13 protein-coding genes and 1 tRNA gene are annotated in these 22,238 nt (G+C 57.2%); 8 read left to right on the top strand and 6 right to left on the bottom strand.

Annotation, left to right across the window (positions count from 1 at the left end):
* Positions 1-57: 57 nt before the first annotated feature.
* The 5 genes from HQL65_14460 to metF form a co-directional block, all read right to left on the bottom strand.
* Positions 58-762, bottom strand: coding sequence for a precorrin-8X methylmutase (locus HQL65_14460; GenBank protein MBF0137436.1), 705 nt, complete (start codon positions 760-762; stop codon positions 58-60).
* Positions 763-989: 227 nt separating this feature from the next.
* Positions 990-1,079, bottom strand: a tRNA-Ser gene (locus HQL65_14455).
* Positions 1,080-1,088: 9 nt separating this feature from the next.
* Complete coding sequence (gene serS, locus HQL65_14450) at positions 1,089-2,366, bottom strand: serine--tRNA ligase (protein MBF0137435.1); 1,278 nt, start codon at positions 2,364-2,366, stop codon at positions 1,089-1,091.
* A 4-nt stretch (positions 2,367-2,370) separates the two neighbouring features.
* The gene (gene gyrA / locus HQL65_14445; protein MBF0137434.1) at positions 2,371-5,310 is read right to left on the bottom strand and encodes a DNA gyrase subunit A; all 2,940 of its coding nucleotides are present in this window, start codon (positions 5,308-5,310) and stop codon (positions 2,371-2,373) included.
* Between the two features lie 208 nt (positions 5,311-5,518).
* Complete coding sequence (metF, locus tag HQL65_14440; GenBank protein MBF0137433.1) at positions 5,519-6,400, bottom strand: methylenetetrahydrofolate reductase [NAD(P)H]; 882 nt, start codon at positions 6,398-6,400, stop codon at positions 5,519-5,521.
* A 592-nt stretch (positions 6,401-6,992) separates the two neighbouring features.
* Between metF and HQL65_14435 the strand changes: the two genes are divergently transcribed.
* The gene (locus HQL65_14435; protein ID MBF0137432.1) at positions 6,993-8,405 is read left to right on the top strand and encodes a sel1 repeat family protein; all 1,413 of its coding nucleotides are present in this window, start codon (positions 6,993-6,995) and stop codon (positions 8,403-8,405) included.
* 202 nt (positions 8,406-8,607) lie between these two features.
* On the opposite strand, the gene HQL65_14430 is transcribed toward HQL65_14435, so the two are convergent.
* Positions 8,608-8,769: a hypothetical protein gene (locus HQL65_14430; GenBank protein MBF0137431.1), complete on the bottom strand. Its 162-nt coding sequence runs from the start codon at positions 8,767-8,769 to the stop codon at positions 8,608-8,610.
* A 127-nt stretch (positions 8,770-8,896) separates the two neighbouring features.
* On the opposite strand from HQL65_14430, the gene HQL65_14425 reads away from it, so the two are divergent.
* The 7 genes from HQL65_14425 to HQL65_14395 all read left to right on the top strand — a co-directional run bounded on the left by HQL65_14425 (position 8,897) and on the right by HQL65_14395 (position 22,101).
* The gene (locus HQL65_14425; GenBank protein ID MBF0137430.1) at positions 8,897-10,372 is read left to right on the top strand and encodes a DUF1566 domain-containing protein; all 1,476 of its coding nucleotides are present in this window, start codon (positions 8,897-8,899) and stop codon (positions 10,370-10,372) included.
* A 244-nt stretch (positions 10,373-10,616) separates the two neighbouring features.
* Positions 10,617-14,546: an ATP-binding cassette domain-containing protein gene (locus tag HQL65_14420; GenBank protein MBF0137429.1), complete on the top strand. Its 3,930-nt coding sequence runs from the start codon at positions 10,617-10,619 to the stop codon at positions 14,544-14,546.
* A complete protein-coding gene (locus HQL65_14415; GenBank protein ID MBF0137428.1) occupies positions 14,533-15,867 on the top strand; it encodes an HlyD family type I secretion periplasmic adaptor subunit in 1,335 nt (444 codons plus the stop codon). Before HQL65_14420 ends, HQL65_14415 begins: the two co-directional genes overlap by 14 nt.
* A gap of 36 nt (positions 15,868-15,903) precedes the next feature.
* On the top strand, positions 15,904-17,844 hold the full coding sequence (locus tag HQL65_14410; protein ID MBF0137427.1) for an AAA family ATPase: 1,941 nt from the start codon (positions 15,904-15,906) through the stop codon (positions 17,842-17,844).
* Positions 17,845-17,975: 131 nt separating this feature from the next.
* The gene (locus HQL65_14405) at positions 17,976-18,485 is read left to right on the top strand and encodes a hypothetical protein (GenBank protein MBF0137426.1); all 510 of its coding nucleotides are present in this window, start codon (positions 17,976-17,978) and stop codon (positions 18,483-18,485) included.
* Between the two features lie 96 nt (positions 18,486-18,581).
* Positions 18,582-21,539 carry a type I restriction endonuclease subunit R gene (locus HQL65_14400; protein ID MBF0137425.1) on the top strand — a complete coding sequence of 986 codons (2,958 nt, stop codon included), beginning with the start codon at positions 18,582-18,584 and terminating at the stop codon, positions 21,537-21,539.
* Positions 21,532-22,101, top strand: a complete 570-nt coding sequence (locus tag HQL65_14395) for a Fic family protein (GenBank protein MBF0137424.1) — start codon at positions 21,532-21,534, stop codon at positions 22,099-22,101. The genes HQL65_14400 and HQL65_14395 overlap by 8 nt, the downstream gene beginning before the upstream one ends.
* The last annotated feature ends 137 nt before the right edge of the window (positions 22,102-22,238 follow it).

Below are 22,238 nucleotides of genomic sequence, written 5' to 3'. Positions count from 1 at the left end.
AGGAAGGGCAGAGCCGCTTCCTCCTGGACCTCCATCCCAGTTTTTCATTTGTTTTATTTACGAGCTTTGTTTTGCCGCCAGATCCAGCAAAGCATGAATGGCCGCCACCGCCAGGGCCGAACCGCCCTTGGTCCCGGTCACCGTTATCCATGGCACCTGGGTGACTGCCGCCAGCGCCGCCTTGGATTCGGCTGCCGAAATGAAACCAACCGGCATACCCACCACCAGGGCCGGACGGACCCCTTCGTCTGCCACCAGACGCAAGATTTCCAAAAGCGCTGTGGGGGCATTGCCAATGGCAACAATACCACCGGTCAACAACCCCAACCGCCAGGCCTTGCGCATCGCCTCGGTCGCCCGGGTCTCGCCACCCTTCTGTGCCGCCGCAATGACCTCGGCATCGGCTATGAATTGTTGCGGATGGAGACCAAACGGTGCCAAACGCCGTGGGGTCAACCCGGCACGTACCATCTCGACATCCACCACCAGGGAACACCCCCCGCGCAAGGCCGCCACACCCGCCGCAATCGCATCTGGATGAAAACAGGTCAAGCCATTGAAAGCAAAATCACCGCTCGTATGAATCAGACGGCGGACCAGGGTCCATTGAGCGGCATCATACCCGGCCCGGTCGCCGGCATGGGCATCAATATGCTGAAACGACGCCGATTCAATGCCGGCACCCCGCGCCACCAAAGGGGGGGGGGACAACGGGGAGGATGATTCCTGGGTATTGGTCAAAGAGAGGGTGTGAGTGGTCATGGTAGGTCCCGATCAAGAGGCAGGAAGGGATGGTCGAATTGCCAGGATGAAGATCACCGCTGGTCCGTCATCACTCGTGATGATCGGTGACACGGTGGTGGTCAACCTGCTCCAGATGGCCATGAGATGCTGTCACCTTGGGATCACGGAAAGTGGGCTGGGGGTGAACAACGGGGCCCACTCACAATAAAACGGAGATGCCCGAGAACGCCCCCGAGAAAAGGGGGTGGCGGATGGGGAGGGATTCGAACCCCCGGTACCCTTTCGAGTACGACGGTTTTCAAGACCGTTGCCTTCAACCGCTCGGCCACCCATCCGTTGCCTGCTCAACCGATACTGATTTTTTCCCGGCCTCCCATGTAGGGGCGCAAGGCATCCGGCAGGATTACACTGCCGTCGGCCTGCTGATAATTTTCCAGAATGGCCACCAGGGTTCGCCCCACGGCCAAACCGGAGCCATTCAGGGTATGGACCGGTTCTGCCTTGCTGCTCTCATCGCGTTTGAAGCGGGCTTGCATGCGCCGGGCCTGAAATGCTTCTGTATTGGAACAGGAGGATATTTCCCGATAGCGTCCCTGGCCCGGCAACCAGACTTCCAGATCGTAGGTTTTGGCGGCGGCAAAGCCCATGTCGCCCGTGCAGAGTGCCATGGTTCGATAGGGCAGTTCCAGGCGTTGCAAAACGGTTTCTGCATCCCGGGTCAAGGATTCCAGTGCCTGATCGCTCTCTTCCGGTTTGGTGATCTGGACGAGTTCGACCTTGTCGAATTGATGCTGGCGGATCAGGCCGCGGGTATCCTGGCCGGCAGCCCCTGCCTCCCGCCGAAAACAGGCGGTCCAGGCGGTCATTTTCAGGGGGAGTTCACTGGCATTGAGGATGCGGTCCCGGACCAGGTTGGTCAGGGGCACCTCGGCGGTGGGAATGAGATAGAGGGCATCATCCCGGGTGGCGAACAGATCGGCCTCGAATTTGGGCAGTTGTCCGGTTCCCTGCAAGGAAGCCGCAGAGGCCAGCATGGGGGGGAGAATTTCCGTGTACCCATGCTCCGTGGTATGCAGGTCAAGCATGAAATTGATCAGGGCACGGGTCAGACGCGCCCCCGCCCCCCGAAACACGGTAAACCGTGCCCCGGCCAACAGTGCCCCGCCGGCAAAATCGAGGATTCCCAATCGTTCGCCTACATCCCAATGATTGAGGGGCTGGAAAGAAAACGGGCGCGGCTCCCCCCAACGACGTACCTCGACGTTATCGTCGGCGTTTGCGCCCTGGGGAACGGTGGTCTGGGGGAGGTTGGGAAGTTCCAGCAAAAGCTTTTGCAGATTTTCTTCCTGTTCCCGCAGGCGAAGTTCCAGCTCCTTGATGCGCGGACCGACCTCTTTCATGCGGGCAAACAAATCCGTGGCATCTGCCCCCTGTTGCTTGCGGATGCCGACTTCCCGGGAGATGGCATTGCGTTCGGCCTGCAACCCTTCTGTTTCGGTTTGCAAGGCGCGTTTTTCTTTTTCCAGGGCACGAAAGGCGGTGAGGTCATGGCGTCCGCCCCGGGAACGCAACCGTTCTTCAACCCAATCGGTCTGGTCACGAATCTGCTTGATATCCAGCATGCTGTCACTCCTTGTCCGGAGATGTTTTTCCGGTGGGATCTGTCAGACCGGTCAGCGCATGGCCGGGCTGATCCAAAACACCGGCCTGATCCGCATCGCCGGTTTGATCCGTCTCTCCGGTCTGATCCGTGATTTCGGCCAGGTTTGTGCCCACAGCTTCCGTTTCATGTTGGTCGGTGCCACCCTCGTCGGTTTCGGATTCGGCAATCCGGGCCACGGAGGAGATACGCTCATTGTCGGCCACATTGAGGATGGTGACACCCTGGGTATTGCGGCCTGTCATGCGGATGGTATCCACCGGGGTGCGCAACAGGGTTCCCTGATCGGTGATCACCATGACCTGGTCACCGTTTGTGACACTCAAGGCACCGACCACGGGTCCATTGCGAATGCTGGTGAGCAGACCGATGACCCCCTGGGTACCCCGTCCCTTGGTGGGGAACAGGTTTTCCTGGGAACGTTTGCCGTACCCTTTTTCGGTGATGGTCAAGACCTGACAATCAGGGGTCAGGACGGTGAGGGCGATCAGTTGATCATCGCCTTTCAACTTGATGCCCCGCACGCCCCGGGCCGTGCGGCCCATGCGCCGAATGGCGTGAGTCCGGAAACGCACGGCCTTGCCGCTGCGGGAAAAGAGCAGAATGCGTCCGGGGGGACGTTGGGCGTCATCGGGCGCACTCTCTTCGCCATCGGTGCCGGCATCGGTTGCGAGGGTCTCATCGGTGGCATCGGTTCCATCGTCATCGGTTGTGGCTTCGCTGCCTTCGCTTTCGTCACCCTCGCCATCCAGATCCCCTTCGGCATCGCTCTCGGCATCGGGATCCTGACTGGCGACCGCGAGTTCCCAGGGCAACATGGGCAACAGGGCCACACCAATCAGGTCATCCCCTTCCATGAGGGTGATGGCCTTGATGCCGTTGGTGCGAATGTTGGCGAAGGCCGACAGGGCGGTTTTTTTGACGAGTCCGCGCCGGGTGGCGAAGAGCATATCCCAACGATTTTGTTCGGCTTTGGGGACCGACGAGGGGAGGATCTGGCGGACTTTTTCACCGGGTTCCAGGGCCAGGAGATTGATCAGGGCCTTGCCACGCGAGGTCCGGCCACCGGCGGGAATTTCGTAGACCTTGAGCCGGAAGACCCGCCCGCGATCCGTGAAACAGAAAATGGTATCGTGACTGGAGGCCACGAAGAGTTGTTCGATGAAATCTTCGTCGCGGATGCCGGTGGCACTTTTGCCTTTGCCGCCGCGACGTTGGGCGCGATAGTCTTCGGCGGGCTGCCGTTTGACATAGCCGGCATGGCTGACCGTGACGACGGTCTCTTCTTCCGGGATCAGGTCGGCGACCGAAAAATCACCGGCGTCTTCGACGATGCGGGTTCGCCGGGCGTCGGCAAATTCGCTTTTGATCCACAGCAGTTCGGCCTTGATCACGTCCATCAGGACCGAGTCATTGGCGAGAATTTTTTCCAGGCGGGCGATTTCGGCGAGGAGTTCCTTGAATTCGTCGTGGATTTTATCCTGTTCGAGGCCGGTCAGGCGTTGCAGGCGCATTTCCAGGATGGCCTGGACCTGTTCCTGGGTGAAGCGATAGCCGCCATCGACAAACTGGGGCGAGGCGACGCGACCGGCCTGATCCAGGCCATCGCTGCTGGCGGGCATGGCGGCGAGCAGCATGGCTTCCACGGGGCCGCGTTCCCACAGTTCGGCCAGCAGGGCGCTTTGGGCTTCAGCGGGATTGCGGGCAGCGCGGATCAGTTCGATCACCCGGTCAATATTGGCCAGGGCCACGGTCAATCCTTCCAGAATGTGGGCGCGACCCCTGGCTTTGTTCAGTTCAAACAGCGTGCGCCGGGTCACCACTTCCCGGCGGTGGGTGATAAATTCGCGCAAAAATCCCTTCAGGTCCAGGGTGACCGGCTGGCCGTTGACCAGGGCCAGGGCATTGACGCCGAATGAACTTTGCATGGGGGTGTGTTTGAAAAGTTGATTCAGGACCACATCCGGATGGGCATCCCGGCGCAGCTCGATCACCACCCGCATCCCTTCCCGATCCGATTCATCGCGCAGATCGGAGATGCCGATCACTTTTTTGTCGCGGACGAGTTCGGCGATGCGTTCGACCAGGCGGGCCTTGTTCACCTGATAGGGGAGTTCATGGATGATGAGGGCCTGGCGACCATCCTTGAGGGGTTCGGTACTGGTCTGGGCGCGCACGACGATGGAACCGCGGCCTGTTTCGTAGGCACTCAGGATGCCGGAGCGACCATGGATCGTGCTGCCGGTGGGAAAATCCGGACCGGGAATGAAGGCCAGCAAATCCCGATTGGTCATGGTGGGCCGGTCGATCAGGGCGCACACGCCATCCACGACCTCGCCGAGATTGTGGGGGGGAATGTTGGTGGCCATGCCCACGGCGATACCCGAGGAGCCATTGACAAGCAGATTGGGAAACTTGGCGGGCAGGACGAGGGGTTCTGTCAGTGAACCATCGTAGTTGGGACCGAAGGCGACGGTTTCCTTGTCGATATCGGCGAGGAGTTCATGGGCGAGGCGCATCATGCGGACTTCGGTATACCGCATGGCGGCTGCCGAGTCGCCATCCACCGAGCCGAAGTTGCCCTGACCATCCACCAGGACGTGGCGCATGGAAAAATCCTGGGCCATGCGCACGATGGTGTCATAGACGGCGACATCGCCGTGGGGGTGGAATTTACCGATGACATCGCCGACCACGCGGGCCGATTTTTTGTAGGGTTTGTTCCAGTCGTTGCCCAGTTCATTCATGGCGAACAGCACGCGACGATGGACGGGCTTCAGTCCGTCACGCACGTCGGGCAGGGCACGTCCCACGATCACGCTCATGGCATAATCGAGGTACGAGCGTTCCATTTCGTCTTCAATGTTGACGGGAATGCGTTTGGACTCGGAAGAGGATTCGGTCATCGTTGTTTTTGTTCCGGTGCGACAGGATTATGAAACCTGATTTTCGGGTTGGCACACGTGAAATCCACCCATGGTAACCGCGCAGTTTACCTGACCGTGGTCTTTTTGCCTACCCCCATTCCGGTGATCTGGAGAGATTTCCATCTCAAACAGCGAGAGGTGGTGGCGGGGCGAGCATGGTTCAGGAGGGCAGGGGAAGAGGTCGCATTCAGGAGGGGGCCGGGGTCAGAGGCAAGGCTTCCAGAATGCGTCCCACGGCTTCGGCCCGATTCAGGGTGAAAAAGTGCAATCCGGGTGCGCCACGGGCGAGCAGGTCGCGACATTGATCGATGGCCACCTCGATACCGATTTCCAGCATGGCTGCCGGGTCGTCTTTGGCCTGTTCCAGGCGGGAGACCAGCCAGGCGGGGAGTTGTGCCCCGCACAGGGATGCGAAGCGTTTGATTTGCTTGAAATCCGTTATGGGCATGATGCCGGGGATCACCGGGATGACCACGCCTTGGGCGCGATTATCGGTCACAAAGCGGTCATAGGCATCATTGTCGTAGAAAAACTGGGTTATGGAAAAATCGGCACCGGCCTGGACTTTGCGGCGATAGTAGGCCAGATCGGCTTCCCGGCTGGCGGCTTCCGGGTGGGTTTCCGGGTAGCTGGCCACGCCGATGCGCAGGTGGGGATGGCGTTGCCTGATGAAGGTGACCAGGGCTGCGGCGGAGCCGAACGCCCCTTGTGTCAGGGCATCTGGCGGCATCTGGTCCGAGCGGTCGCCGCGCAGGGCCATGATGTGGGTGATGCCTTTTTGCTGGTAATGGTCGAGGAGCATTTCCAGGTTGGCCTGTTGTTCCCCGATGCAGGTGAGGTGGGGCATGGCGGTCAGGTGCAACCTGTCCTGGACTTCGCACACCAGACGGCCGGTATTGTCCCGGTCGCCACCACCTGCACCGTAGGTCACCGAAATAAAATCGGGTTGAAAGCGTGCCAGAGAGGCAAGGGCCTCCCAAAAGCGCGTCTCTCCGACCGGGGTCTTGGGCGGAAAAAATTCAAAGGAGAGCAGGGGCCGTCCGGGTATTTTGGCTGCGATGATTTCCATTGATGCAGCATAATGGATGCGAACCCGGGAGAAAAGGGGGTTTATTTTCCTTGCGGGGGGCGCAAAAATCGATTACAAGTTCCAGACAATAGGGTAGTTGTGTCGATGGCTCCGAGGCTGGTGATCGGGGCCTTTTGCTTTTTTGGATTTTGCTTTGCGTGTCCAGCAATTTCAGGGAACCCACCAGATGCATCTGAACGAACAGCCAATGGTCTTGGCTCATATGCTTTTCTCGATTGCAAACAATATCAAGACTTCTGTCACCAAAACTGCTCTGAAAACTGGTACCCTTTTTTCTGTGCCGGGATGGTCACTCATGGAAGCAGGGCATGAGAATGGACACCTGTTCCTGCGTCGATTCACAACGATGGCAGTTCCAATGGTTTGGTTCTGTCTGGTCTTGACAATACCTGGTTTGGTCCAGGGGGATGACAGCGATCTTGTTCCCATTCGGGGAAAAGAGATTCCTCTGGACCAGGCCACATCTTTGGCATCCAATGGAGATTTGGAAGCACAATTACACATTGGTTTGTATTACTCATTGGAAAAAGGTGATTCAAAAGCCAGTTTGTATTGGTTGAGAAAGTCTGCCATGGGAGGCTATGTGCCGGCCATGGAACAATTGGCATGGTCTTTGTTTCACGTGACTTTTCCCAGGCATGACGCACTCATGGAAGCCGAAGCAGTTGGCTGGGCACAAAAAACTCTGGTGTTGGACCCTGGCAATTGGGAAATCATGGTTACTCTTGCCTCTTTTCGCCATCATGGTTGGGGTTTACCCAAAGACGAAAAACTGGCAAATGAATGGGAAGAAAAGGCCATGCAGGCCAATGAAGTAAGGGCTGCTTTCCTTCTGGCTTTTGCCCATGCCCGAAAAAGCACCCTGGCGCATGATCCTGAAAAAATTTTGTATTATCTAAAAATAGCAGCAGAAGGCGAACATTTTACAGCGCAAGGAATTCTGGGAGCGTATTATGCCGGTGACATATTCAAGAGTGATCCGATTCCCCTGAATCTTGAACTTTCCAGATATTGGTTGGAAAAGGCTTTCCATGGTGGTGATCATGGTGCTGCGGCCCAGCTTGGTAAGTTCTATTATTATGGAAAAGGCGGTTATCCTCGCGATCTGGATCAAGCCAGGCACTGGCTGGAACTGTCAAGCGCAAGTGAAACGAAACTTGCCAGAAGTGAAAAATACCTGTTGGCAACGCTCTACTGGTCTGGAATACCAGATATGCTTCCTGACAAAAATAAAGCCATGGCTTTGTTTCGAGAAGCAGCCAATCAAGGGGATGCCTATGCCCAGTTTGCCATGGGCCAACTTTATCGGGGTGGTTTTATCGACGCCAAACCCGATATGGCCCAGGCGCTCTCCTGGTATCACCGGTCGGCAAAAAACTATGCCCTGGCCCAGACCACCCTCGGGCTGATGTATTTGCGTGGTGAGGGGGTGGCCGCTGATCCGCAACAGGCCGTAAAATTGTTGCGCCAGGCAGCCCAGGCCGGGGAGACGAGTGCCATGTATTTGTCTGGCATCCTGTATCAGGAGGGGATGGGTGTCAAAAAAGATTTACAAAAGGCCCGTGCCTGGTTTTTGCTGGGAGCCGAGGCCGGAGAGGCACGTGCCATGGTGAAACTCTCCCTTTATCTTTTTGCCGGCAAGGGTGGGCATCAAGAACTTCCCCTGGCCGCGCATTGGGCCAGAAAAGCAGCCGAGAAAAATCTGGATTTTGGGCTGTGTTGGGCAGGCACCTTGTGGCATTTCGGGGTTGGCATTCCATCGGATACAGAGCAATCCAAAACCTGGATGCGTCAGAGTTCTGCCGCCGGACTGGCCACCTGTAACCGTGTATTGACAGCAGAATCTGAACCTGCCCAGACACCATCGACTGCCGCTGCCATACCATCCCTTGTGCATGCCGTGGCCAATGATCTGTCGGCAGTCCTGGATGCAACCATCCAACAGCCCTATCCAGACGTGTCACTCCATCTGAATGTTTTATGAATCTGCCTGGCCCCATCCGACCCTGTTCGGATTGTTTTCCGGATTAGGGATTTTGGGGTGCGGGTGCATGCCTTAAATTTTATTAATAATTGAAAGTGGCATATGAATTGCTGAAGTTCGGGTCAGTTTATGACCAACGTGAGGAGTGAAACAGGATGAATAACAGCAAATCCATATTGTTGTTGGCAATTGCTTGCATGATTCATGGTGGCGGTTGTGGCGGGGGAGGGGGAGGCGGGAGTAGTGGCGACAGTACCAATAATGCTGCTGCCGGGGCTGGAGGGGCAGCAGCAGCTCCAGCGGCGGCACCAGCGGCGGCACCAGCGGCGGCACCAGCGGCGGTTCCGTCTGGAGGAGCAGGCAACGTAGCGGTTCCTGCCGTTCAAACTGGCACTTTCGTGGACTCACCGGTAGAAGGTCTGGCCTACTCGACTCCGACATTGTCAGGCTTTACCAGCAGCAAGGGTGAATTTCAATACAATCTGGGAGAAATGGTCACTTTCAAGATTGGTGAAATTACGTTGGGCAGTGCGGCTGGTGCCACTGTTTTGACGCCTATCAACCTGGTACCCAATGGCACGTCTGGATCCATCGAGGTGGTCAATATTGCCAGACTCATCCAGGGGCTGGATGACAATAAATATGACAACAAGATCAAAATACCGGCCATGATTCATGACAGATTTAAAAGTTCCGATATTCTGGCGGGAAACCTGATACAAAATTTCTCCTTCAAAGACGCAAGCTTTGCTGCCAATGCCTCCAACCTGTTGTCAGCCACCACTGCAAGTTATTCCTATCAAACTTATCTGCCCAGTCAAACCGAAGCCAAAACCGCCATGGAAAATTACTTGGTCAGCAATGGCCTGATCAGCAATGACATGGTCACGCCGTTGGGCACGACCACCTTTGCAAGCGCGTTGGTCGGATCAAAAATACTTCCGAAGACCGGTCAATATTATTCATATGGGACAAGAGATGATGGAACTCTCCAACTGGGCGTGGCATGGCCCAAACCACGTTTCATGGATCATGGCAATGGCACGATTACTGACAGATTGACCGGTCTGATCTGGTTGAAAAATGCCGGTTGTCTGCCATCCTTGACATGGCTTGACATGATGGCTGCCTCCAAAACCGTTGCCAATGGGTCTTGTGGTCTGAGCGACGGTTCGACAGCCGGGGATTGGCGTATCCCGAACCGTTTTGAAATGGAGAGTTTGTTTGAATACAGCCGTTCTGGATCAATTCAGAACGCATTGCCACCGGATCATCCGTTTACAAATGTCAAATCATTTTATTCTACAAGCACATCAACAGATTATGATAAATTCAATTCAAAGGGTTTGCAACTTAGCTTTGAAATCAGAACATCTTCCATAGCAACCAATATTGACATCAAGTCCGTACCAAACTATGGTTGGCCGGTGCGCGGCGGCGGAAACGATTCGTCATCTGGTGCAGTGGCTCCAGTTTTGAAAACTGGTCAAACAAAATCTTATACCACTGGCGATGACGGAGATCTGCAAAAAGGATTTACCCTCCCGGCAGGAACGACGCGCTTCGTCGATAACGGTAATGGCACGATTAACGACAAATTGACCGGTCTGGTCTGGTTGAAAAATGCCAACTGCTTTGGCGGCCTTGGATGGAGGGATGCACTCCTGGCTGCAAACAGTCTGGCCCAGGGAGGTTGTGGACTGAAGGATAATTCAGTGGTTGGCGATTGGCGTATGCCGAATGTTATTGAATTGAAAAGCCTGCTTGACATGAGCCGCCTATCTCCCGCATTGCCCGCCAATCATCCGTTTTCTTCTGTTCAAAGCGGAATATATTGGTCCAGTACCACGCTTTCCTTGTCAGCTTATACCCAGTCCGTCTTCATTGATTTTTCATCAGGAGAAATCGATCAAATGATGTTGAATGTGGATGCCAAATATGTTTGGCCGGTACGGGATGCAAAATAACGGCATGCAAAACCGACCGCGTCAGGGATGAATGCCGTCGTGAGGAAACACGCCCTGTTTCCTCACAGCGGTCCGTTTTTCTGGCCGATCTTTTTGCGGCATATAATCTGCATGGTATTCCCGTCGCTGTGCAATCAGGATAAGATCCCAGGACAGTCAATCCTCGCCGTCACGACAGTGACCGGATTGGCGGGTCCTTGCTGTCGATGTGTTTGCCTGGCTCATATTCGGGGTTTGGTATGCCATGAATCAATCCACCCGGGAAACAGGCCTGGAGATGGAGTCCCTCGCCACGTTGTGGGTGCCGGGTCTGACCTCCTTCATGATCAACCTGCTGGGATTGCTGGTCCCCCTGGTCCTGGTCCAGGTTTACAATCGCATTCTCCCCAACCATGCCACGCAAACCCTCTCCCTGCTTGTGGCTGGGGTACTGGTTGCCCTGCTGGTCGAGGCGGCCCTGCGCTCGGTGCGGGACTATTTCATGGGCTGGATGGGGGCACGCTTCGAGCATCGGGTCAGTTGCCAATCGTTTCATCGCCTGCTGCATGCCGCGCCCGATGCCATCGAACGCACCGATGGCAGCATATTCATGGAACGCATGAATGCCATCAACCAGTTGGGAGAACTCCACTCGGGACAGGCCCTGCTGGCGCTGTTTGATGTTCCCTTTCTGTTCATGTACCTGTTTTTCATCTACCAACTAGCTGGCAACCTGGTCCTGGTACCCCTGGGAGCGTTGGTCCTGATCGGCGTGCCGTCAGCGTATGTCGGACTGAACCTGAAACGAACCCTCAGACAGGACATGGAACAAAAGCAACGGCGCTTCAGTTTTATCACCGAAACCCTGAATCGCATCCATTCGGTCAAGGCCCTCGCCATGGAGGCGCTGTTGTTGCGCCGTCATGAAATGCTGTTGATCAAGGGGTTGCGGCAAACCTATGACCTGATTTTTCTGGGTGCCATCATGCCGGCGCTCTCCTCGTTCACTTCACAGGGCATGACGGCGGTGGTGATCGCCCTGGGAGCCATCAAGGTCATGAATGGCGATCTGACCACCGGCGGCCTGGCAGCCTGCATGCTGCTGGCCGGGCGATCCTTGCAGCCGATTCAGGCCCTGGTCTCCGGCTGGACCCGTTTGCAGGCCATCCGCATGGCACGCCAGGAGGTGCGTGACCTCCTGACCATGCGACAACGGGAAAATCCGGTCCTGGCAGATGCCAGCGAGCAACTCAATGGATCCATCGAGTTGCATGACGTATCGGTGGTCGTGGTCGGCAAACCAGGCTGGCACAAACCCGGAGAACCTCCTCCCCCTGTTCACAACACAACCATTCTGCGCCATCTTTCCCTGCTGATCGATCCCGGCGAATGCATCGGCATCGTGGGCGACAGCGGCAGCGGCAAAACCACACTCCTGAAACTCGTTACCGGCATGATGCGGGCCACCGAGGGTTCGGTCCTGGTGGATGGCCAGGAGGTGCCCACCTTGCCGCAACATTTATTCCGGCAAATCGGCTACATACCCCAGAAAGGGGTGCTGTTCAGCGGTACGATCCTGCAAAATTTGACCATGTTCGATGATTCCCGGCAGGCCCTGGCCCTGACCATGGCGGCTCGACTGGGACTCGATGCCATCGTGGCCCGCATGCCCAGGGGATATCATACCATGGTGGGCGACGGTGCCCCGGATACCCTTCCCGCCGGCGTGCAACAACGCATCGCCATCGCCCGCATCCTGACCATGCAACCCAAAATTCTGCTCTTCGATGAAGCAAACATGGCCATTGATTCCGCCGGCGACAATCTGTTGCGCTCCTGTCTGGAAAATTTGAAAGGGGAGTGTACCATCGTCCTGATTTCCCAGCGTCCCTCCCTGTTGCGCATGGCAGACCGGGTTTTTCGTCTGCATGCGGGCGAGTTGGAATTGCTGGATGACATGATGGATGCCTTCAAGGTGGAAAAACGCTCACCACCTCTGGCAGAACAATCGGCGGATTCGACATCCGACCCTGGCCAAAGTGCCGAGAGTGGCCAGGTGTTGGCCCTGCTGGAAAAAAGACGCTCCCTCTCCCAGGAAGAACAATGGCAGGCGTTTTTGGAACAGCTTCATGTGCAAACGCCGTTTTCCCGTTGTCTCAAGGGACTGTTGAGTGCCATGGCCTGGAAGGGAACGGCCAGGCAACTGGCAGAATCGGTGCCGCATCTTTCCGAGCGTCTGGATTTGACCGACCTGTGCAGCATCATGGCCAACCTGCATTATGTCTACCGGGAGGCCCGTGGCACTCTCGAAGCCATCGATGAACGCCTGATGCCGTTCCTGTTTGTGTCAAACAAGGGCCGGGTGGTCGTGGCTCTGGGACGGAATGCCGACGGTACCGTGTCGGTCATCGATGGCGAGGATGGTGCCAAAAAATCCGTCCAGGATCTGGGAGCGGGACGGGCCTATCTGTTTTCCCTGCCCGGTGCCGATGCCACCCCCGTCAAAAGCTGGGTCCGCAGACAATTGGATCGGTTCCGGCCCCTGATCTGGACCATCATGGGAATCACCATCATCGGCAACATCATGGGTTCGATGACGCCGCTGTTCGTGATGGTCATCTACAGCCAGATCATTCCGAGCGGTGCCCACTCCATGGCCCTGGTATTGCTGGCCGGTCTCCTGATGGCCCTGCTGGTCGATGTCACGGTGCGGGTGCAGCGGGTGCGGCTCATGGCCTATATCGGGGCCAAGGCGGAACGTTCCCTCAGCAGTGGCATCCTGGATCGCATCCTGGCGCTGCCGGCTGCCTATACCGAGCGGGTTTCCGTGGGGGTCCAGGTCGCCCGGGTCCGCACCCTGGAGGTGATCCGGGAAATGTTGACCGGCCCCCTGGCCTATCTCTATTACGACGCCCCCACCTCCCTCTTTTATCTCATCGTTCTGGGCATCATCAATCCGTCGGTCATCTTTTTCATGCTGTTGTTGATTGCCGGGTTTGTGCTGTTCGGGGTGATCATGTTTCCCATCATGCGCCATCGTTCCGGTATTTCGACCCGGCTGGGTGCCCACCGTCAGGCCTTTCTTACCGAGGCCCTGGACCGGTTGGCGACCATTCAGGGCGTGCATGCCCAGGAGGTGTGGTATGACCGGTATCGGGATCTCTCCGGCAAGGCCACCCTGGCCGTCTTTCGCCTCAACCGGATCACCTCGCTGCTGGGAACCGTCTCCCAGACCCTCACCATGGCCACCGCCCTGGGCGTCATGAGCCTGACGGCGGAAGGGGTCATGGAAGGCAGACTCACGAGCGGTGCCGTCATGGCCGCCATGCTCCTCACCTGGCGCATCTTCGGCCCCGTGCAGACCACCTTTCTCGGCATCGCCAAAATGGTGCAGGTCTTCAGCAGCATGACCCAGACGGATCGCCTGATGGAAATCAAGGGCGAACGGGAGATCGGGGCCATCGCCCCCATGGGGAGGCAATTCCGGGGCGAAGTGGTGTTCAACCGGGTCTCCTTCCGGTATCGCAACGATGCCGACCCGGCCCTGATCGGCATCACGTTCCGCACCCCGCCCGGCTCGGTGGTGGCGGTGATCGGTGCCAACGGTTCCGGAAAATCCACCCTGCTCAAAATGATCCTCGGACTCTATACCCCCCAGGCCGGCAGCATTCTGATCGACAATGGCGACATTCGCCAGACCGATCCCCTGGAGCTGCGGCAGGGGATCAGCTACCTTCCCCAGACCTGCGACATTTTTTTTGGCTCTGTGGCGCAAAACATGCGCCTGGTCAATCCCGATGCCAGCGATGCCGAACTCCAGGCCGCCGCCGCCCGGGCCGGTCTGCTCGAAGAAATCAACCGTCTGCCGGAAAAATTCAACACCCGCTTGCAGGAGAGCGGCGGTGGCATGCTCTCCTCGGGGTTCAGACAACGTTTGTCGCTGGCCCGGGTCTATCTCAAGAGTCAATCCATCATGCTCTACGATGAACCGGCCAACAATCTGGATGCCGAAAGCGAGCGGCTGTTTCTGGAAATGGTGAATAATCTGCGCGGCAAAAGTACGATATTCATCGTCACGCACCGTCCCAGCCACCTGAACATCGCCGATCAGGTCCTCTACATGGATGGGGGCTATCTGCGGGCCGCCGGAACTCCGGATGAAGTGAGAAAGGTATTGCCCAATGGGTTTGTCTGACCGCCTGGCCAAAAACAGGCTGACCCGCTATCTTTCCGAGGCCTTGATCCTCGAAGAGAGTGGCTTTGGCTGGAATTTTCGCCTGGCCCTGCTGGGCAGTGTGACCATTTTCATTCTGGCCATCGTGCTGGCCTCCCGTGTCAAGGTCAACGAGGCCGTGGTGGCGCACGGCCAGTTCCGTCCCCAGAGCCATGTCCACAAGGTGCAACCCTCCGAAGGTGGCATCATCGAGGAGATTCCGGTCCGGGAAGGGGATCTGGTGGATAAGGGGGCGCTGCTTCTGCGGCTGAAAAATGCCACCACGAGTACCAATCAGGAACAGACCGAACGGCGTCTGGCCGGCCTGCTGGCCCGCTCTGCCCGCCTGCTGGCCTATCTGAACGGAACACCGGCGGACTTTTCCGCCATCGATCCAAAATACAAGGATCTACTGGAAGATCAGAGCGCCCTGTTGCGGGTCCAGAACCAGTCCCGCCAGGCCGGGCATTGGGTGTTTACCACCCAGGAAGAACAAAAACGCTCTGAAATCGCCCAGATCCAGGAAGAGATCAAGAGTGCCCGCAACCGGTCCGGCGTCAATGAATCCCTGCTCACCTTGCAGGAGAAACTGGCCGAAAAAAACCTGGTCTCCCGCATGACGCAACTGGAAGCCAAGCGCACCCTGTTGACGAGTACAGGCGAAATTCGTTCCCTGGAGGTGCGACTCGGCAAGGCCCGTTCCGCCTTGCAGGAGGTTGTCCTGAAACGCAAGGCTTTCGAGGATGATATCACGACACAGGCCAGCCAGGAGCTGAGCAATGTCAACAGCGACATTGCCCAGACACGGGAATTGCTGGCCAGGCTGGCGGATCGCCAGCAACGTCTGGAAGTGCGTTCACCGATCCGGGGGCGGATTCAAAATCTGCGCTTTCGTTCCATCGGGGCCGTGGTCGGGGTGGGGGACCTGGTGCTTCAGGTCATTCCGGACAACGATGACCTCATCCTGGATTTGAATATTTCCACCAGGGATATCGGCTTCGTTCATCCCGGTCAGGAGGTCGTGATCCGGGTAACGAGCTTTGATTTTGCGCGTTATGGTTCCGTGGCCGGTGGTCTGGTGGCCATTTCACCATTCACCTACATGGACGCGGAGAAGCAGGTCTACTACAAAGGGACTGTGCAGCCCAAAAGCCGTACCGTGAGCCATGCCGGACAACACTATAAAATCCTGCCCGGCATGGGGGCGGATGCGGAGATCATCACTGGCAACCGGTCTCTGCTGGAGTATCTTCTGAAGCCGCTGTTGAGTCCCCTGTCTGCCACCGTGGCCGGCTCATCCTGATTCCCTCTTTGTTCCTGGTTTTTTTTCGAGGTTGTCATGTGCCCACCTGCCTCTTCCACCACTCCCCTGACCGGGCGACAGAGCCAGATATTGCGTCTCGTGCAACTGGGCCGCAGCAACAAGGAGGTGGCGCGTGAACTGAACATTACCGAAGGAACGGTCAAGCAACACCTGTTGGAGGTGTATCGACGCCTGAAGGTCACCAACCGCACCATGGCCGCCGAAGTGGGACGGCGAGCCGAAGCCGGATCCCTGTTCCTGCCCGCCGATCCGGAAAAAAATGTCGGAACCCGCAACAAGTCTCAGCCAAAAGAGATGGTTTTTCCCAGATTTACGGCAGCGATGCGCCCCGTCACGCTCCTCAAGGTGGTGGTCGAGGCATCCGAAACCCTGGTCAACCTGCTGGGCAGTCGCGGTTTTGCCCGTTTCCAGCATCTGTTTCGGGAAATTTGTCAGCAGGAGTCGCGCCGGTTCGAGGGGATGGTGCAGGGTTTGCCGGACGGGTTGCTGCTGTTGTTCGGCGTACCGCATCTCCGGGAGGATGATCCCGAACGGGCTGCCTGTTGCGGCGCACGCATCTTCGACCGTACCCGGCGTATCTGGCAGGACGAACTGGATGTCATGGAATTTCCCGTCCGGGTTTGTCTATTGACCGGTGATCTGGTGGTCAACACGGACGGCGACAAAACCACCCTGCATGGGGCCATGCTCGTGCAAAACTGTGCGACGCCACCGGAATCCTGTCAGGAATGGCGTGCGCCCTGTGTCGATCCGGCGACACGTCTTGCCCTGCAAACCCTGGCTGGCCGCTATGGTCGGATTCCCCTGCTGCTGCCGGAAGATGGTCTCATGACGCCGATGCCACCGGTTTTGCCTTTTCTGGGTCGCACGACCGAACTGAGAGTTCTGCACGACCGGAAAAATCTTCTGCTGGAGGGAAAAAGTCGTGCCCTGGTGGTCATGGGGGAGGCGGGATTTGGCAAAACCCGGTTGATCGACAGGTTTCGGGACGAGTGTTCCGCAACACCCTCTGTACGCTGGTTGGCGGGTCTCTGTCGTCCGGCGGCGCACCACTTTCCCCTGCACCCTTTCCTGCCCATCCTGGAAACGTTGGCAGGTTGTGCCACGTCTGGTCCGGGTTCCAGGGTGCGGCATGAACAGGTGCGGCAATGGATCAATACCCTGGCAGATCCACTTGTACGTCCAGGGCATGCCCTGCTTGATCTGCACATGACCGCCGATCCGGACTTTACGGCCAAACCGGTCAAAGCCCGGATCGAGGCGGCTGCCGAATTCCTGGCCGGTATCCTGCACAACCCGGCCAGCAGCACGATTGTCCTGTTGGACAACCTGCAATGGGCGGATCCGGCCACGCGCACTCTTCTGCCCCTGCTGGTGGAGCGACTCAACAATACCTCTGTCTGGCTGCTCGGAGCCGGACGCAAGGCGGAACTGCGGCAGATGTCGGTTGCCACCGGCATGGATCCCCTTTCTTTGCCCAAACTCTCCACCCGTTTTCTGGCCGATTTGTTGCGCCTGTCGTTGCCGGAACAGCCACCTGCACATGAGATTCTCTTTCGTCTGGCCCGCTGGTGTCGGGGCGTGCCTCTGTTTGCCGTGGAAATGGCCGCCCATCTGCGCCAGCTTCCCGAGCCGGTTACCAGCGACAATTTTGATGAAAATCGACTGTTTCCTCCCGCCTTGCAGGGGTTGATTCTGGAACGGCTCCAGGCTGCCGGCATTGACTGGCGCACGGCCCGGGCCATTGCCGCCGGGGGAAAGGTCACCCAGAAACAACTCCTTGCCCTGGAGTTGCATGCCGACCCAACCCAGACCAGGGCGGCCATCTCCCGCCTGATCCAGGTTGGTCTTCTGGAAGCCACAGGCATGGGACCGGGACAAACCCTGGCCTTTGCCAACGGCATGGTTCGATCTGCCATTTGGCATACCTTGCCAGCGGGTGACCGGATTTTGTAGTAGAATGGCTCGTTCGCCCTCGCGCCCACCCTGCCCGTTGGCGAGCGGAGACCTCCTTCCCAGTTTTTCGAACGTTTTTTAATGGGGGGATCTGACATAGTTACGCTGAATGTGCCCAACAGAGAAATAATATGGCAAAAGACGACGACGATGACGGCAAAACCAGGGCAGGTCCCGCAGACAGGGATGCGGCCCCTGAAAGAGGCTCCGGCAAGGAAAAGGAAGGTGAGGAACCTGCCAAAGGCAACAAGCTGCTTTTGCCCCTGATCGGGGTCGGGGTTTTGGGGTTGGCTGCCGGTGCCTATCTGCTTTTTTTTGCCAAAAAACCGGTGGATCACACCCCAACCAGGGCCGAATTGCTTGAAAAGGCCAGATTGTTGATTGATGATCGCATCCAGGATTCCCTGCAGGCGGAGTCGCAAAGCCGGCTTCTTGGCCAATCGTCACCCCTGCTGGCTTCTCCGGGTGCCGAATTGATCACCGGTCGCTCGGCACCGGTGCGCACCGGACCGGCAACAGCACCAGCGGCCCATGCCACCGAACCAACCGCCCAGGAACCCGATCCAGAGCCGACAAACAAAGGGGCTTCAGGTCCGGTTCTGGAGAATCCCATCGCACTTCCCCCGGTTGGTTCGAATTGAACAATCCCCCTTTGGGAGGTGTTCATGAACGGTGTCCGGGCTTTTTTGCCCTCGTGACCACCTGGGCAATCCGTGCGGCGTCTTGAGGCTGGATTGATGACGACAGTGGAACGCCAAATCGAGCAGGATCTCATCGGCCAGTTGGGCGAGCTTAAATACACCGCTCGTCCCGACATTCGCGACCGCGCCGCGCTGGAGGCCAACTTTCGCGTCAAGTTCGAGGCCCTCAACCGGGTCAGGCTCACGGATGGCGAATGCGTGCGCCTCCTGGACAGCATCACCACGCCCGACGTCTTTCATGCCGCCCGGAGGCTGCGCAGCATCAACGCCTTCGAACGTGACGACGGTACCCCGCTCAATTACACGCTCGTCAACATCAAGGATTGGTGCAAAAACGACTTCGAGGTGGTCAACCAGTTGCGCATCAACAACCACAGCAGCCACCACCGCTACGACGTGGTGCTGCTCATCAATGGCGTGCCGGTGGTGCAGATCGAGATGAAATCCTTCTCTGTCAGCCCGCGCCGCGCCATGCAGCAAATCATCGATTACAAGAACGATCCCGGTAACGGCTATGGCAACACGTTGTTGTGTTTCATCCAGATTTTCATCGTCAGCAACCGCACCGATACCTGGTACTTCGCCAACAACAACGCCCGGCACTTCAGTTTCAACGCCGACGAGCGCTTTCTGCCCGTTTATCAGTTCGCGGATCCAGACAACAAGAAAATCGTCCACCTCGATGCCTTTGCCGGGAAGTTCCTCGCCAAATGCACCCTGGGTGAAATGGTCAGTCGCTACATGGTGCTGGTGGCCAGCGAGCAGAAGCTGGTGATCATGCGGCCCTACCAGATCTATGCTGTGAGTGCCATTGTGGACTGTATCCACCAAAACTGCGGAAACGGCTATATCTGGCACACCACCGGCAGCGGCAAGACGCTCACCTCGTTCAAGGCCGCCACGCTGCTCAAGGACAACCCGGACATCGACAAATGTCTGTTCGTGGTGGACCGCAAGGATCTTGACCGCCAGACCCGCGAGGAGTTCAATCGCTTCCAGGAAGGGTGCGTCGAAGAGAACACCAACACCGAAACCCTGGTGCGCCGCCTGCTCTCGGACGACTATGCCGACAAGGTCATTGTCACCACGATCCAGAAGCTTGGCCTGGCGCTCGATGGCACGAACAGGCGCAACTATGTGGTGCGCCTGGAGCCGCTGCGCGGCCAGCGCCTGGTCTTCATTTTCGACGAATGCCACCGCTCCCAGTTTGGCGAGAACCACAAGGCCATCAAGGCGTTCTTTCCCAACGCCCAGCTCTTTGGTTTCACCGGCACGCCCATCTTTGAGGCCAACGCGAGCCGTCAGCAAATTGAAGGCCAGGAGGCCAGCTACCGCACCACGGACGACCTGTTCCAGCGTTGTCTGCACCAGTACACCATCACCCACGCCATCGAAGACCGCAACGTCCTGCGCTTTCATATCGATTACTACAAGCCCGAGGGCAACAACCCGCCCAGGCCCAGTGAAGCCCTGGCCAAGGAAAAGGTGATCGAAACCATTCTTGCCAAGCACGACGCCGCCACCAGTGGCCGCAAGTTCAACGCCGTGCTGGCCACTGCCAGCATCAACGACGCCATCGCCTACTTCGCTATGTTCCAGCGGATGCAGGCCGACCGGCAGGCTGAGGACCCGGAATTCCCACCGCTGCACATCGCCTGCGTTTTTTCGCCGCCCGCCGAAGGCAACAAGGATGTGGCGCAGATCCAGGAAGACCTGCCGCAGGAAAAAAACGATAATGAACAGGATCCGGAGGGCAAGAAGGCCGCGCTCACCCGCATCATCGCCGAATACAATACCCGCTACGGCACCAACCACCGTTTGGCCGATTTCGATCTGTATTACCAGGACGTGCAAAAACGCATCAAAGACCAGCAATATTCCAATGCCGACCTGCCTCACGCGCAGAAGATCGATATCGTCATCGTGGTGGACATGCTGCTCACCGGTTTTGACTCCAAATACCTCAACACCCTGTACGTCGATAAAAATCTCAAGCACCACGGCCTGATTCAAGCCTTCTCGCGCACCAACCGCGTGCTTAACGACAGCAAGCCCTACGGCAATATTCTCGACTTCCGCCAGCAGCAAGCGCCGGTGGAAGAGGCCATTGCCCTCTTTTCTGGCGAAAAAATCGACAACCCGCGCGAAATCTGGCTGGTGGATGCCGCGCCCAAGGTCATCGACAAGTTCCAGGCCACCACGCAGCGACTGGAAGATTTTCTGCGTTCGCAAGGCCTGGAAGCCAGGCCCGAAGAGGTGGTCAACCTCAAGGGCGATGCGGCGCGCAGTCAGTTTGTCAACCTGTTCAAAGAGGTGCAGCGTCTCAAGACCCAGCTCGACCAGTACACCGATCTCTCTGAGGAACAGAAACAGCAGATCGACGCCATCGTCCCGCCCGATGCCTTGCAGAGCTTCCGCGCCCAGTACCTGGAAACTGCCCGCCAACTCAAGAAAAAGCAGGACAAGGGCGACACTGTCCCCGAAGTGCAGCAGCTTGATTTCGAGTTCGTGCTTTTTGCCAGTGCCATCATTGATTATGACTACATCATGGGCCTGATTGCCCGTTTGACCCAGCCCGGCAGACGCACCATGAACCGTGAGCAGTTGATCGGCCTCATCCAGTCGGATGCCAGGTTTCTGGACGAGCGCGACGACATTGCCGACTACATCCAGCAACTCAAAGCGGGCGAAGTGTTGAATGAAAAAGAGATCCGCGCCGGTTTCGACGCCTTTAAAGCCGCCAAAGCCGCTCAAGTCATGAACGACATGGCCACCCAACATCAACTGCCAGGTACAGCATTGCAAAACTTTGTCGATGCCATCCTGCGCCGCATGATTTTCGACGGCGAACAACTCAGCGACCTGTTCGCGCCTCGCGAACTGGGCTGGAAGGAGCGCACAAAAGCCGAACTGGCCTTGATGGCAGACCTGCTGCCGCTGTTAAAAAAACGGGCGCAAGGGCGCGAAATTTCGGGATTGGCGGCGTATGAATAAGCAAAAAACAGAAGAGAAAATCAGCAAACAAAAAGCCAGGCAACTATTTGAAAGCGGGGAATTCGACCGCATGGAAGTCGGCACATTCAAGGGATTGGCGCAGATTCATGCTTGTTTGTTTGGTGACATTGATGATTTTGCAGGACAACTGCGCGATGTCAATATCGCCAAAGGCAATTTTCGCTTTGTGCCGCTGATGTATCTGGAGACGTCTTTGGCGCACATCAGCAAAATGCCGCAAGGCAGCTTCAACGAGATCATGGAAAAATACGTCGAAATGAATATTGCCCACCCTTTTCGTGAAGGCAATGGTCGCGCCACCAGAATATGGTTGGATTTGATTTTAAAAAAAGAGATCAAGCGCGTCATCGATTGGAATGCAGTGGATAAATCCGATTACCTGTCGGCAATGGAGCGCAGCGTGGTGAAAGATGTCGAGATCAAGCACCTTCTACAACCCGCGCTCACCGACCAAATCGACGACCGCGCCGTGTTTATGAAGGGTATTGATATCAGCTATTACTACGAAGGGTATAGCGAATTCAAGATTGAGGATGTGTAACATGCGCACCAAATTCGAACTTGCCCCCCTGCTGCACAAGCTGGCCCAGGGGCGGGAGATTGCGGGGCTGGCGGCTTATGAGGAGGAGCGTGTGTTTTGCCTCAGTTGAAATCCGACAATTCCATCTTTTGGTTAAG

It is taken from the genome of Magnetococcales bacterium (genome assembly GCA_015228935.1).
Classification (GTDB): domain Bacteria; phylum Pseudomonadota; class Magnetococcia; order Magnetococcales; family DC0425bin3; genus HA3dbin3.
This window is presented reverse-complemented; position numbering and strand designations above follow the sequence as displayed.

Coding starts and splice junctions, on each gene's coding strand:
- HQL65_14420 (MBF0137429.1), top strand. CDS start 10,617: ATGAATCAATCCACCCGGGAAACAGGCCTGGAGATGGAGTCCCTCGCC.
- HQL65_14400 (MBF0137425.1), top strand. CDS start 18,582: ATGACGACAGTGGAACGCCAAATCGAGCAGGATCTCATCGGCCAGTTG.
- gyrA (MBF0137434.1), bottom strand. CDS start 5,310: ATGACCGAATCCTCTTCCGAGTCCAAACGCATTCCCGTCAACATTGAA.
- HQL65_14405 (MBF0137426.1), top strand. CDS start 17,976: ATGGCAAAAGACGACGACGATGACGGCAAAACCAGGGCAGGTCCCGCA.
- HQL65_14460 (MBF0137436.1), bottom strand. CDS start 762: ATGACCACTCACACCCTCTCTTTGACCAATACCCAGGAATCATCCTCC.
- HQL65_14435 (MBF0137432.1), top strand. CDS start 6,993: ATGGGAGGCTATGTGCCGGCCATGGAACAATTGGCATGGTCTTTGTTT.
- HQL65_14395 (MBF0137424.1), top strand. CDS start 21,532: ATGAATAAGCAAAAAACAGAAGAGAAAATCAGCAAACAAAAAGCCAGG.
- serS (MBF0137435.1), bottom strand. CDS start 2,366: ATGCTGGATATCAAGCAGATTCGTGACCAGACCGATTGGGTTGAAGAA.
- HQL65_14410 (MBF0137427.1), top strand. CDS start 15,904: ATGTGCCCACCTGCCTCTTCCACCACTCCCCTGACCGGGCGACAGAGC.
- HQL65_14415 (MBF0137428.1), top strand. CDS start 14,533: ATGGGTTTGTCTGACCGCCTGGCCAAAAACAGGCTGACCCGCTATCTT.
- HQL65_14425 (MBF0137430.1), top strand. CDS start 8,897: ATGGTCACTTTCAAGATTGGTGAAATTACGTTGGGCAGTGCGGCTGGT.
- metF (MBF0137433.1), bottom strand. CDS start 6,400: ATGGAAATCATCGCAGCCAAAATACCCGGACGGCCCCTGCTCTCCTTT.